The following is a 12216-nucleotide window of genomic DNA, read 5'->3' as shown; positions in this document are numbered from 1 at the left end:
GGAGGCAGCATGCCGTTAATTGCAGGGATCGATATCGGCAACGCCACCACTGAAGTGGCGTTGGCGCAGGATGGCCGGTTTATCGGCAGCGGGATTGTCGCCACGACCGGGATGAAAGGCACGCGGGAGAATATCGCCGGGGTGGTCGCGTCCCTGCAGCAGGCGCTGGATAAAACGCCGTGGTCGCTGCAGGACGTGGCAAAAATCTGCATCAACGAGGCCGCACCGGTGATTGGCGATGTGGCGATGGAAACCATCACTGAAACCATCATTACCGAATCAACGATGATTGGCCATAACCCGCAAACGCCTGGCGGCGTTGGCGTGGGCATGGGAACCACCATCGCCGTGGAGAATTTGGCAGCGTTGAGCGAGGATCGATTTGCCCAGGGCTGGATACCGTTGGTGGGTGAGGAGATGGATTTCCTTGAGGCGGTTTGGTTTATCAATGAAGCGCTGGATCGCGGCGTCAACGTGGTGGCGGCCATCCTGAAAAAAGATGATGGCGTGCTGGTGAATAATCGCCTGCATCGGCCAATACCGGTGGTTGATGAAGTCACTCTGCTGGAGAAGGTGCCGGAAGGCGTGCTGGCGGCGGTGGAAGTGGCGGCCCCGGGACAGGTGGTGCGGGTGCTGTCGAATCCTTACGGTATCGCGACCTTCTTTGCCCTGACCCCTGAGGAAACGCAAACTATCGTCCCCATCGCCAGAGCGCTGATTGGCAACCGTTCCGCCGTGGTGCTGAAAACCCCGCAGGGAGATGTGCGATCAAGAGTGATCCCGGCGGGTAAGATCTTTATCCGTGGTGAAAAGCGTGGCGGTGAAGCCGACGTAGCGCAAGGCGCGCAGGCCATTATGCAGGCGATGAGTGCCTGTGCGCCCGTGTGTGATATTCGTGGTGAAGCTGGCACGCACGCAGGTGGCATGCTGGAGCGGGTGCGTAAGGTGATGGCCTCGCTGACCGGTCATGACATGAACACGGTGCATATTCAGGATCTGTTGGCGGTCGATACATTTATTCCGCGCAAGGTGCAGGGCGGCATTGCCGGAGAGTGTTCCATGGAGAACGCCGTGGGTATTGCGGCGATGGTGAAATCCGATCGCTTACAGATGCAGGCCATCGCCAGTGAGCTGAGCGCCCGGTTAAACACGCCGGTTGAAGTTGGCGGCGTGGAGGCCAACATGGCCGTGGCGGGGGCGTTAACTACGCCCGGATGCGCCGCACCGCTGGCGATCCTCGACTTAGGCGCAGGATCTACCGATGCCGCCGTCATCAATAGCGACGGCGTAGTGAAAGCGGTACATCTGGCCGGCGCGGGGAATATGGTCAGCCTGTTGATTCAAACTGAGCTGGGCTTAAGTGATGCATTTCTGGCGGAGGAAATAAAAAAATACCCGCTGGCAAAAGTGGAGAGCCTGTTCAGCATTCGCCATGAGAACGGCGCGGTGGAGTTTTTCCGCGAACCGCTCAGTCCGTCAGTATTCGCCAAAGTGGTGTACTTGAAAGAGGGCGAGCTGATCCCGGTAGATAACCAGACTTCGCTGGAAAAAATCCGTCTGGTGCGCCGACAGGCTAAAGAGAAGGTTTTTGTGACCAACTGCCTGCGCGCGTTACGCCAGGTGTCACCCGGTGGCTCTATTCGCGATATGACGTTCGTGGTGCTGGTAGGCGGTTCTTCGCTGGATTTTGAAATCCCGCAGATGATCACCGATGCGCTGGCGCATTACGGCGTTGTCGCCGGGCAGGGTAATATTCGAGGTACCGAAGGGCCGCGTAATGCGGTGGCAACTGGGCTGGTTTTAGCCGGAGAAGCAAAAAAATAGCGCAGAAAACAGCCGCGCAAGCGTTTAGCTGCGGGGTAAGTCAAATAAAGGCGATGTTCTCTTTGATATCCCGGCGGAGTTGGGTACATAGTATAAATGTGTCTCTCACGTGGTTAATTTTAAGGATAAGAGCATGCCAACAGCAATTGAGAAAGCATTGGATTTTATTGGTGGTATGAACACTTCGGCGTCAGTACCACATTCAATGGATGAAAGTACCGCTAAGGGAATCTTAAAGTATTTGCATGACTTAGGTGTGCCAGCGAGTCCGGAAGTTGTGATGGCACGGGGTGAGCAAGAGGGATGGAATCCCGAGTTCACGAAAAAAGTGGCCGGATGGGCAGAGAAAGTCGCCTCCGGTAACCGCATCCTTATCAAGAACCCAGAGTATTTTTCAACCTATATGCAGGAGCAGCTCAAAGAGCTAGTGTGAGCTGACTATCGAATTAAACTCTAACGGACGTTTCCATCTCCGGATGGCGGCGTCCAGAAGGGTTGCCATTTACATGCTGTTTTCTGAACAGGTGTATCGCGTAAATAGCTTTAGCCCCCGCCAGCCATGTTCTTCTGTGTACTCATTCAACATATTGATGCAAGCAAGTATTGATTTGTTCCAGGGCAAACTCTTTTTTGCTACATGCCAATTTCTACGGAATACCCATAAAAAAAGGACCTGCGATTTCTCGCAAGTCCTTGATATTTGGTGGCCCCTGCTGGACTTGAACCAGCGACCAAGCGATTATGAGTTTTAGATAAAACAATGGCTTATAGTTGCTTGTTGTGGAAAAACAAGCATTTAATGCAAAGCAACTTGACCAATAAATAACCATACCCCCCGAAAATACCCCTCTACTGTATCCCCGAAGGGCCGTTAGTCGTTTCGGGCGGACGTTATGCTTATATTTAAATTTACCAAATCAGCCATTCAGGATCTTCCCATCCCAGAAGGGGACGGGCGGGTGGAATACGCAGATAATATCGTTACAGGATTGCGTATTCGCATCACCTCAAACGGCAGTAAAAGTTTTTACGTTGTGCGAAAAAGAGGCGGGAAATTTTTCCGCGTAACACTCGGAAAATTTCCCGATCTCACAGTAGACCAGGCGCGCGAGCAGGCAGCCATAACGCTGGGTGAGGTTGCTGTTACCCGTCGCAACCCGAATAACTCCAGGCGGGAAAATTTACGAGCCGCGCGACATAATCGACAAAATAAGCGAAGAAACGACGCAGGGCGGGACCATGCCGCCGATCCGGTTTACGTGCCATGACGCCCGCCGCACGTTCGGCAGCGTGGCGGAGCTTGCTGGAGTGGGCTCTTATATCCTTAAGCGCCTGCTGAATCATAAAACATTCCGTAGCGCTGACGTGACACAGAGCTATCTCCACTTCTCCGCTGACGAGCTAATGGGGCTAGCGCAAAAGGTTGAGCGGGCCATGCTGGAGCATGCAGGGCTGGTGGAGAAAAAGGGCCAGCTTGATGCGCAGCTGGTGGCGCTAATGGGGACCATGAGTGATAACGATAAACGGCGCATGTTGTTTGCGCTGTTGAATCCTCCGGAGGATGAAAGATAAGCACAGTGACGGTTAAGGACGGCCGCGAATTGGGAGTAATTTAGCGGCCGTCATAATCTCCCTATTTAATTTATGGTTGCGGCGTGTTGCTTCGCTTTTTCTATGGCGTGCGTGTCAAATATATACTGCTCGTAATTATCGGTTATATCTTTCACTCTGTATATTTTCCAGCGGCCATCCTCTTTTATCAGGTATACACCGATTTGGTAATTTTTATTGTTTTCACAACCTAACCAGACGTTAACATACTTTCCGCCAAAATAATCCTTAGCATCACCCACCCTTAAGCGCGGTATCCAGTCAGCGGCATAATCTTGTGCGTATGTGTAATAATCAGAACCAACGATTTCCTGCTCATAAATATATGAAATGACGCTCAATTGATTTAGTGTCTCTTGAGCAACGTAATCTTTCATCTTTTCGGGATCTGGTTTTATTTTCCCTGTGCTATTAGCATAAACATTTAAATAATACGAGTAAAAATCAAATACCCGTTTCTGTGCCTGTTCAGGATGCGAACTGCATGCTGAAAGTAGAGAGATAAACAAAATCGCAATGAAAGTGCGCATTAGTTCATCCTGTACATTTGGTACGACGGCTTTGATGCGCGATAACCAGGCCCGCCCCAAAAATCCCTCTGTTTAAAGTCAGAATACCAGTCCTGCCCGTCGTAAATCGCCATATGTCCCGAAGCGCTCCCTCCTGTGTAGGGCTGTATCACAACCACGTCACCTGCCATGGGGGATTGCGTTGAAGATATTTTTCTAAACCCTGCCGCCTCCAACATCGGGCCGTAGTCTTTTGCATGGTGTGTATTTATGACATTTATCCCGCCAGCATGAATTGCCTGTCGCACGTATGCGGCGCAGTTGCTTGTTGGGCCTGGTTCGGCTTGAGCTTTCGCGTAGTTGCCTGCGCTTCTTGGATCCCATCCCATTAATATTATCCATTCCAGTTAAAAGGAGTTGCTAATAGATACCCAATTAATTAGGGAGGTTAATCATTTAGTGCCGCAGAAAGCGTAACGTGCTGTGTGAGGCTAGTGCGCTTGATGCTGAGAGCAGGCGGAATCAATCGCGAGGAGATAGCCTAAACGAATTCCGAAAATAAAAGGGCGCGGGTATGTTTCCGCACATGCCGGGTGCATCATGAAAAAACCTATAAGGAAAAGGGTTTTATCATGAAAAAAATTGCATTTTGTCTTTTGGGTTTTTTAATACTTTCTGGTTGTACCGTGCATAAGCAAATGACACCCGTCGGAGGAAGCAAAGCAGACGGAACGATTAAGATGGGGTATCACGTTGGCGATAGCTACGGCGCGTTTGAAAAGGCGAGTGTTGATATGATGCAAGCCCAATCTCTTGCGGCCCAAAAATGCAGGATATGGGGATATGATGGTGCCGAGGCGTTCGGCGGCCAGACGTCACAATGTACGGATCCTAGCCCAATGGGATGCAGGCAAATGGATGTTTACGTAGAGTATCAGTGCGCGGGCGGGAAAGCGTCACAGAATTAAAGCAATAAGTCAGCCGGTCAAATGACCGGCTTTTTTTATTCCGCAGCTCTGATGGTGAAATCGAAGTGGATCGCATCATACGGAAACAGTGTGCCACTATCCCCGCGTTCAAGTAATCCGCCATTCAGTAGCGTAGTAACGTCAGTATGTACGCCCTTTACATCACGCCTGACAAGCGCCGCAATTTCGCGGATCGTTAATTCCCCGCGCCCGGTCATCGCCTGCAAAATTGCCATGCGGTTTGGGGCACAAAACTTTGTGCATCACGGTCCAGGAAGGAAACGAGATCACCCCATCGCCCTTGCCACGCTCGTTGTCGTACTGCGCCCTTGAGCACAACGTGGATATTTATTTTTTATTTGAGCAGCTCGGGCGCGTAACCGGTTTTGATAACTACGCAGCCAAAGCCACTGCGCTGGCCACTGATATCGTCTCAAAATCTTGGATTGAGAGTGAGGGGCGATTTCGACAGGGTGTGCACGAGGACGGCCCCGACGATGCCGCCGCGCTGGACCAATCAAGCTGGGGCGGTTTATTTGCCGTTAAAGCAGCGCCAGAACTTGCGGGAAAATGTCACCGATACATGGAAAGATTTCGGTTCGGCACGCTGGAGAGTGCAGGGTATACGGCGTATCACCAGGACTACGGCTATACAGGCCATAGCCGTGGAGTGTGGACCGAGGGAATAGCCGGGGCGGCATTGTTTGAACGGGCGTTAGGAAATGAGCAGCGGGCCACGGAACTGATTGCAGGGCTAAAACCACTGCGTAACGAGTACGGATATCGAGATTCATGCGATGACAAAACCTACGATACCTTACCCGATTGGCCGTCTACTACTAACACAGGATGGGTTATTCTGGTGTGTAAGATGGGGGGATTTTGGTGTGTTGATGAGCCAGTCTTAGATGTCGGGATCGCCAGTTACTAGCGAGGCATGTCGGCATATTACGTTGATATTTTCTGCGGCGTTACTGCAAACAGGCAGGGCGCGCATTTTTCTGCGGTATCCCCGAAATATCCCCGGAAAAACAAAAGGACTCACGTTTTAGCGTAAGCCCTTGTTTTATTTGGTGGCCCCTGCTGGACTTGAACCAGCGACCAAGCGATTATGAGTCGCCTGCTCTAACCACTGAGCTAAGGGGCCGTGGCGGTGGATTATAAAGTAACTCTGCGTTGCAATCCAGACATAAGCGTACGGATGCTGTTTTTATAAACAATGTATTTTCAGTCCGTTATACTGGTTCCTCTGATGTATTGTTCGGAGTAATTATGGTTAAGGACATACTGGCACCGGAGCTGCGGGTGGTGTTTTGCGGTATCAATCCGGGGCTTTCTTCCGCAGGTACAGGATTCCCCTTTGCGCACCCCGCTAATCGCTTCTGGAAGGTTATCCATCAGGCGGGATTTACCGATCGCCAGCTTAAACCTGAAGAGGCACAGCACCTGCTGGACTTCCGCTGCGGCGTGACTAAGTTTGTCGACAGACCAACGGTACAAGCCAATGAAGTGAAGCTACAAGAGATGCGTAGCGGCGGTCGTCTGCTTATTGAGAAAATAGAAGAGTATCAGCCAGCCGCGCTCGCTATCCTTGGGAAACAGGCATTTGAGCAGGGGCTTAGCCAGCGTGGGGCGCAGTGGGGAAAACAAACGCTGACCATTGGCGCGACGCAAATATGGGTATTGCCGAATCCCAGCGGATTGAGCCGGATTACACTGGATAAGCTGGTGGAGGCGTATCGCGAGTTGGATGACGCGCTGGTCATGCGCGGGATGTAAAGAAAAACGCCACCTTGCGGTGGCGTTTGAACTTATACGGCGAGATTAATCGTCCAGGAAGCTACGCAGTACTTCAGAGCGGCTCGGGTGGCGCAGTTTACGCAGCGCCTTCGCTTCGATCTGACGGATACGTTCGCGGGTAACGTCGAACTGTTTACCCACTTCTTCCAGCGTGTGGTCGGTGTTCATATCGATACCGAAACGCATACGCAGAACTTTCGCTTCACGGGCGGTCAGGCCAGCCAGAACGTCGTGCGTTGCGGCACGCAGGCTCTCGGTGGTAGCAGAGTCCAGCGGCAGCTCGAGGGTGGTATCCTCAATGAAATCACCCAGATGCGAATCTTCATCGTCGCCGATCGGCGTTTCCATGGAGATAGGTTCTTTAGCGATTTTCAGCACTTTACGGATCTTGTCTTCCGGCATTAGCATGCGCTCAGCCAGTTCTTCTGGCGTCGGCTCGCGGCCCATCTCTTGCAGCATCTGACGGGAGATACGGTTGAGTTTGTTGATAGTCTCAATCATATGTACCGGGATACGGATGGTACGAGCCTGATCCGCGATCGAACGGGTGATCGCCTGACGGATCCACCAGGTTGCATAGGTGGAGAACTTGTAACCACGACGGTATTCAAACTTATCAACCGCTTTCATCAGACCGATGTTACCTTCCTGAATCAGATCCAGGAACTGCAAGCCACGGTTGGTGTATTTTTTAGCGATAGAGATAACCAGACGTAAGTTCGCTTCAACCATCTCTTTTTTCGCACGGCGGGCTTTCGCTTCACCGATGGACATGCGACGGTTGATATCTTTAACCTGCTCGATGGTCAGGCCGGTTTCTTCTTCAATCTGCTGCAGTTTCTGCAGGCCGCGGTGAACGTCATCTGCAACGTCGTGCAGTTTTTCAGACCACGGTTTGTTCATCGCGATTGCCGCGTTGAACCAGGTTTCGCTGGTTTCGTTGCCAGTGAACAAGGTGATGAAGTTTTTCTTCGGCATTTTGCACTGCTCAACGCAGAGCTTCATGATCAGACGTTCCTGAGTACGCACGCGGTCCATCATGACGCGCATGCTGTTTACCAGGTAGTCGAACTGCTTCGGCACCAGGCGGAACTGTTTGAACACTTCGGACAGCTTCTGAATTTCTTCCTGCGCGGCAGCATGGCTGCGGCCTTTCGCTTTGATGGTGTCGCGAGTGATTTCGTACTGAGTACGCAGTTCACCGAATTTTTCACGCGCTAACTCAGGGTCGATGCTGTTGTCATCATCGCTGCTGTCGTCGTCGCCATCTTCTTCATCTTCATCTTCATCGTCATCCATCTCTTCCTGAGAGAGTTCAGAACCGACGTGGGTCGCCGTTGGCGCCATGTCTTCTTCCGCATTTGGATCGACAAAGCCTGTGATCAGATCGGAAAGACGTGCTTCTTCAGCTTCTACGCGATCGTACTGCTCAAGCAGGTAGGTGATAGCTTCCGGGTATTCGGCAACGGAGCATTGAACCTGGTTAATCCCGTCTTCGATGCGTTTAGCGATGTCGATTTCGCCTTCGCGGGTTAACAGTTCAACGGTACCCATTTCACGCATGTACATGCGGACCGGGTCAGTCGTACGACCGATTTCGGACTCAACGCTGGACAGAACCTGGGCAGCCGCTTCTTCCGCGTCTTCATCGGTGCTGTTGGAGGTTTCAGCAAGCAGCAGATCATCGGCATCAGGTGCTTCTTCCATCACCTGAATACCCATGTCATTGATCATTTGGATGATGTCTTCGATTTGATCTGAATCGACGATATCTTCCGGCAGATGGTCATTGACCTCGGCATAGGTCAGATAGCCTTGCTCCTTACCACGTTGGACAAGAAGCTTCAGCTGTGACTGCGGGTTTTGCTCCATAAGACGGTATCCACACTTAATTCGTTTGATTGGTGTTGGGCGGTAAAACCGCCAACGGCAAAACGAGGGCATACTTATATTTTGCCGCTGCCTCTCCGTGCGGCTGTCGGGGGCTTCCCGATCGATATTCGGCAGTTAAGCCGTTAAATACTTTTGTCTTTCTGTTATTTCTTGGCCAGTTCCTGGTTCAGTGTCCAGAGTTCCCGGCGTTCTTCGCTGCTTAAACCGTGTGTGCGCTCACGAGCTATCAACTCTTCCTGGCGCAGTTCAAGCATCGAATCAAACATATGGTTGAGTGAGTCGGTGAAGGTTTTTTCCGCGATATCTTTATCTGCTATATCGTCCCACATCGACAGTTTTTCAAGGGTCGCAGCATCATTTGTGCCACGGTAGTGTTCTAAAAGTTGCCCGGTGGTCAGACCTGGCTGAGCCAGACAAGTGTTGACCAGTTCTCTGAATAAGCCAAGTCCAGGCAGCTTATTACTATCCAGTGCGCCTAACGGTGGAACCAGCGGGGCGAGGCCCGGGTTCTGTACCAGCAACCCTATAAGTATACGCATGGTCGTACGTTTTAGCTGTGGAACAGGGCGGGAAGCCCCATTTTCTGCCAGTTTAGGCATTAAACGTTCAAGCTGGCTGTCATCCAGAATGCCGAGCTTGTTCCCCAACTCCTGTCGCAAGTAAATGCGCAACGTTTCGCCTGGTACCTGAGTAATCAGAGGTAATGCCAGCGTACTGAGCTGTGCGCGTCCGTCCGGGGTACTCAAATCCACCTGCGGCAGCAGGCTGTTAAATAAAAACGCGGAGAGCGGCAGCGCCTGCTCCATCCGGGCTTCAAAGGCCTCTTTCCCTTCTTTACGCACCAGCGTATCGGGGTCTTCGCCGTCAGGTAAAAACATGAAGCGTAGCTGGCGTCCGTCCGTCATATAGGGCAGTGCGGTTTCCAGCGCGCGCCATGCTGCGTCGCGTCCGGCACGGTCGCCGTCGTAACAGCAAATTACGTTGTTCGTCGCGCGGAACAACAGTTGGATGTGATCGGCAGTAGTTGACGTCCCTAGGGATGCAACGGCGTAGTTAATGCCGTATTGCGCCAGCGCCACCACATCCATATAGCCTTCTACCACTAACAGGCGCTGTGGATCGGCGTTATCCTGCTGGGCTTCATAAAGGCCATACAGCTGGCGACCTTTATGGAAAATATCGGTTTCCGGGGAGTTCAGATATTTCGGCAGGGCATCGCCCAGCACGCGTCCACCAAAACCAATGACCCGACCACGTTTGTCGCGAATGGGGAACATCACCCGTTCGCGGAAGCGATCGTAACTGCGTCCCTGATCGTTGGTGACCAACATCCCCGCATCGACCAGCGATTTGCGATTCTCAGCATTGCCGCCAAACCGTTTCAGGACGTTGTCCCAGCCGGGGGGCGCAAAACCAATAGCAAAACGGGTGATCACGTCGCTACTTAATCCTCGCTTTTCCAGGTACTGGCGCGCAGGGGTAGCGGCGGGCTGCATCAAAGACTGTTGATAAAAAGTGTTCAGGCCGTCCATCAATTGATAAAGGCTTTGCCGTTGATGGCGCTCTATCTGACTGGGGCCACTGCCTGCTTCATAGGGCACTTCGAGGTTGTGCATTGCGGCCAGTTCTTCGACGGTTTCCACAAACTCGAGCTTGTCGTAGTTCATGAGAAAGTCGACGGCGTTGCCATGCGCGCCACACCCAAAGCAGTGATAAAACTGTTTTTCACCGTTTACGGTGAAAGAGGGGGTTTTTTCGTTATGGAACGGACAGCACGCGTGATAATTTTTGCCCTGCTTTTTCAGCTTTACCCGCGCGTCGATGAGATCGACGATGTCGGTTCTTGCCAGCAGGTCATTGATAAAAACGCGAGGAATTCGTCCAGCCATAAGCCCCTGTTTTTTGATGACTCATATACACAAAATCATTCAGGATGCATCAAGGCGGCAAGGAAGCGAATCCTCAGGAGCGTACAGCAGTACGTGACTGGGGTGAGCGACTGCAGCCAACACTGAGGCAGCTTGAATGATGACGTGTATAAACGAAAATAAGCCGCGCATTCCTTCCGGAAGCACGGCCTTACAACTACAACTCAGTCTGAATTGAGAGCTTTGGCTCTCAATGGATTAGTACAGACGAGTACGGCGTGCGTTTTCGCGAGCCAGTTTCTTCGCGTGACGTTTCACAGCAGAAGCTTTAGCGCGCTTACGTTCGGTAGTCGGTTTTTCATAGAACTCACGACGACGAACTTCCGCCAGAACACCTGCTTTTTCGCATGAACGCTTGAAGCGACGCAGTGCTACGTCGAACGGCTCGTTTTCACGTACTTTAATTACCGGCATGTAACTCTCACCTTTAATAAATTCGGTTTGCCGCTGGCATCAACGCCAGCTTATTTCAAAATGGTGCGGAATTTTACTGCAATTGCTGCTGCTTTGTAAAGCACCGACGCGATTTTGAAAGGGACTTTTATAAGGACAAGGAGTATACACGAGCGAAACTCCTGGGGCGAACAAAGTTTTACATCAACCCGCATTGGTCCTACACTGCGCGGTAATAGAGCGAGGTAAAACAAGTCATGCGTGTACTGGGTATTGAAACATCCTGCGATGAAACCGGCATCGCCATTTACGACGATGAAAAAGGTCTTTTAGCCAACCAATTGTATAGTCAGGTGAAATTACATGCTGACTACGGCGGCGTAGTGCCTGAACTGGCCTCGCGCGATCACGTACGTAAAACCGTACCGTTGATCCAGGCCGCGCTGAAAGAAGCGGGACTGACGGCAAAAGAGATCGATGCGGTGGCGTATACCGCAGGTCCTGGTCTGGTTGGTGCGCTGCTGGTTGGCGCAACCGTAGGACGTTCGCTGGCGTTCGCCTGGGGCGTACCGGCAATTCCTGTGCACCACATGGAAGGGCATCTGCTGGCGCCAATGCTGGAAGATAATCCCCCTGCGTTCCCGTTCGTCGCGCTGCTGGTTTCCGGCGGTCACACGCAGCTGATCAGCGTCACCGGTATCGGTCAGTATGAATTGCTGGGCGAATCGATTGATGATGCTGCCGGTGAAGCGTTCGACAAAACCGCCAAGCTGCTGGGGCTGGATTATCCTGGTGGCCCAATGCTGTCAAAGCTGGCATCACAAGGCGTTGAAAAACGTTTTGTCTTCCCGCGTCCGATGACTGACCGTCCGGGGCTGGATTTCAGTTTCTCAGGTCTGAAAACCTTCGCTGCGAATACCATTCGTAATAACGAAAATGACGATCAGACCCGCGCTGATATCGCCCGTGCGTTTGAAGACGCGGTAGTTGATACGCTGATGATCAAGTGCAAACGCGCGCTGGACCAAACCGGTTTTAAACGTCTGGTGATGGCGGGGGGCGTGAGTGCGAACCGTACGCTGCGCGCAAAACTGGCCGAGATGATGCAAAAACGTCGTGGCGAAGTGTTTTACGCGCGTCCGGAATTTTGTACCGATAACGGGGCGATGATCGCCTACGCGGGCATGGTGCGCTTTAAAGCGGGCGCAACGGCGGATCTTGGTGTGACCGTACGTCCACGCTGGCCGCTGGCGGAATTACCGGCGGCGTGAGTTTTTTGCCCGGTGGCGC

The 12216-nt window shown here is 52.2% G+C and carries 13 protein-coding genes, 2 tRNA genes and 1 pseudogene; 8 read left to right on the top strand and 8 right to left on the bottom strand.

Going from position 1 to position 12216, the window contains the following annotated elements:
• The first annotated feature begins 9 nt into the window (after positions 1–9).
• On the top strand, positions 10–1824 hold the full coding sequence (locus OGX97_RS01560) for a diol dehydratase reactivase subunit alpha (protein WP_235126621.1): 1815 nt from the start codon (positions 10–12) through the stop codon (positions 1822–1824).
• A gap of 109 nt (positions 1825–1933) precedes the next feature.
• Positions 1934–2257, top strand: a complete 324-nt coding sequence (locus OGX97_RS01555) for a DUF1889 family protein (RefSeq protein WP_001573898.1) — start codon at positions 1934–1936, stop codon at positions 2255–2257.
• A 268-nt stretch (positions 2258–2525) separates the two neighbouring features.
• Here OGX97_RS01555 and OGX97_RS01550 read toward each other — a convergent pair.
• Positions 2526–2652, bottom strand: a tRNA-OTHER gene (locus tag OGX97_RS01550).
• A 65-nt stretch (positions 2653–2717) separates the two neighbouring features.
• Between OGX97_RS01550 and OGX97_RS23255 the strand changes: the two genes are divergently transcribed.
• On the top strand, positions 2718–3092 hold the full coding sequence (locus OGX97_RS23255; RefSeq protein ID WP_165690022.1) for an Arm DNA-binding domain-containing protein: 375 nt from the start codon (positions 2718–2720) through the stop codon (positions 3090–3092).
• Positions 3064–3396 (top strand): hypothetical protein, encoded by a 333-nt coding sequence (locus OGX97_RS23250; RefSeq protein WP_165690021.1) that lies wholly within the window; start codon positions 3064–3066, stop codon positions 3394–3396. The genes OGX97_RS23255 and OGX97_RS23250 overlap by 29 nt, the downstream gene beginning before the upstream one ends.
• Positions 3397–3461: 65 nt before the next feature.
• Here the strand turns inward: OGX97_RS23250 and OGX97_RS01540 are convergent, their stop codons facing one another.
• Both OGX97_RS01540 and OGX97_RS01535 read right to left on the bottom strand, forming a co-directional pair.
• On the bottom strand, positions 3462–3965 hold the full coding sequence (locus OGX97_RS01540) for a YbjP/YqhG family protein (RefSeq protein ID WP_212024861.1): 504 nt from the start codon (positions 3963–3965) through the stop codon (positions 3462–3464).
• Positions 3965–4333 (bottom strand): NlpC/P60 family protein, encoded by a 369-nt coding sequence (locus tag OGX97_RS01535; protein WP_235126623.1) that lies wholly within the window; start codon positions 4331–4333, stop codon positions 3965–3967. The genes OGX97_RS01540 and OGX97_RS01535 overlap by 1 nt, the downstream gene beginning before the upstream one ends.
• A 243-nt stretch (positions 4334–4576) precedes the next feature.
• Between OGX97_RS01535 and yecR the strand changes: the two genes are divergently transcribed.
• Positions 4577–4912: a YecR family lipoprotein gene (gene yecR / locus OGX97_RS01530; protein WP_235126625.1), complete on the top strand. Its 336-nt coding sequence runs from the start codon at positions 4577–4579 to the stop codon at positions 4910–4912.
• A gap of 35 nt (positions 4913–4947) precedes the next feature.
• Here the strand turns inward: yecR and OGX97_RS01525 are convergent, their stop codons facing one another.
• Complete coding sequence (locus OGX97_RS01525) at positions 4948–5148, bottom strand: HVO_A0114 family putative DNA-binding protein (RefSeq protein WP_235126627.1); 201 nt, start codon at positions 5146–5148, stop codon at positions 4948–4950.
• A gap of 83 nt (positions 5149–5231) precedes the next feature.
• Here OGX97_RS01525 and OGX97_RS01520 point away from each other — a divergent pair.
• Positions 5232–5843 (top strand): annotated as a pseudogene (locus OGX97_RS01520) (phage tail protein); the annotation flags it as partial.
• Positions 5844–5983: 140 nt separating this feature from the next.
• Here the strand turns inward: OGX97_RS01520 and OGX97_RS01515 are convergent.
• Positions 5984–6059 (bottom strand) — tRNA-Ile (locus OGX97_RS01515).
• A gap of 125 nt (positions 6060–6184) precedes the next feature.
• On the opposite strand from OGX97_RS01515, the gene mug reads away from it, so the two are divergent.
• The gene (gene mug, locus OGX97_RS01510) at positions 6185–6691 is read left to right on the top strand and encodes a G/U mismatch-specific DNA glycosylase (RefSeq protein ID WP_008785849.1); all 507 of its coding nucleotides are present in this window, start codon (positions 6185–6187) and stop codon (positions 6689–6691) included.
• 45 nt (positions 6692–6736) lie between these two features.
• On the opposite strand, the gene rpoD is transcribed toward mug, so the two are convergent.
• The 3 genes from rpoD to rpsU all read right to left on the bottom strand — a co-directional run bounded on the left by rpoD (position 6737) and on the right by rpsU (position 10947).
• Entirely contained in the window at positions 6737–8584 is a 1848-nt protein-coding gene (gene rpoD / locus OGX97_RS01505) for an RNA polymerase sigma factor RpoD (protein ID WP_003024699.1), read from the bottom strand.
• Between the two features lie 164 nt (positions 8585–8748).
• Complete coding sequence (gene dnaG / locus OGX97_RS01500) at positions 8749–10494, bottom strand: DNA primase (RefSeq protein ID WP_003828467.1); 1746 nt, start codon at positions 10492–10494, stop codon at positions 8749–8751.
• 237 nt (positions 10495–10731) lie between these two features.
• Positions 10732–10947, bottom strand: coding sequence for a 30S ribosomal protein S21 (gene rpsU, locus OGX97_RS01495; protein ID WP_001144069.1), 216 nt, complete (start codon positions 10945–10947; stop codon positions 10732–10734).
• 236 nt (positions 10948–11183) lie between these two features.
• Here rpsU and tsaD point away from each other — a divergent pair, with 236 nt between their 5' ends.
• Entirely contained in the window at positions 11184–12197 is a 1014-nt protein-coding gene (gene tsaD, locus OGX97_RS01490) for a tRNA (adenosine(37)-N6)-threonylcarbamoyltransferase complex transferase subunit TsaD (protein WP_003024694.1), read from the top strand.
• The last annotated feature ends 19 nt before the right edge of the window (positions 12198–12216 follow it).

The sequence above is a fragment of the Citrobacter sp. Cpo061 genome (assembly GCF_030332845.1).
In the GTDB taxonomy this organism is placed as follows: domain Bacteria; phylum Pseudomonadota; class Gammaproteobacteria; order Enterobacterales; family Enterobacteriaceae; genus Citrobacter; species Citrobacter portucalensis.
The sequence above is the reverse complement of the archived record's forward strand: the minus strand, read 5'-3'. Positions and strand labels throughout refer to the sequence as shown.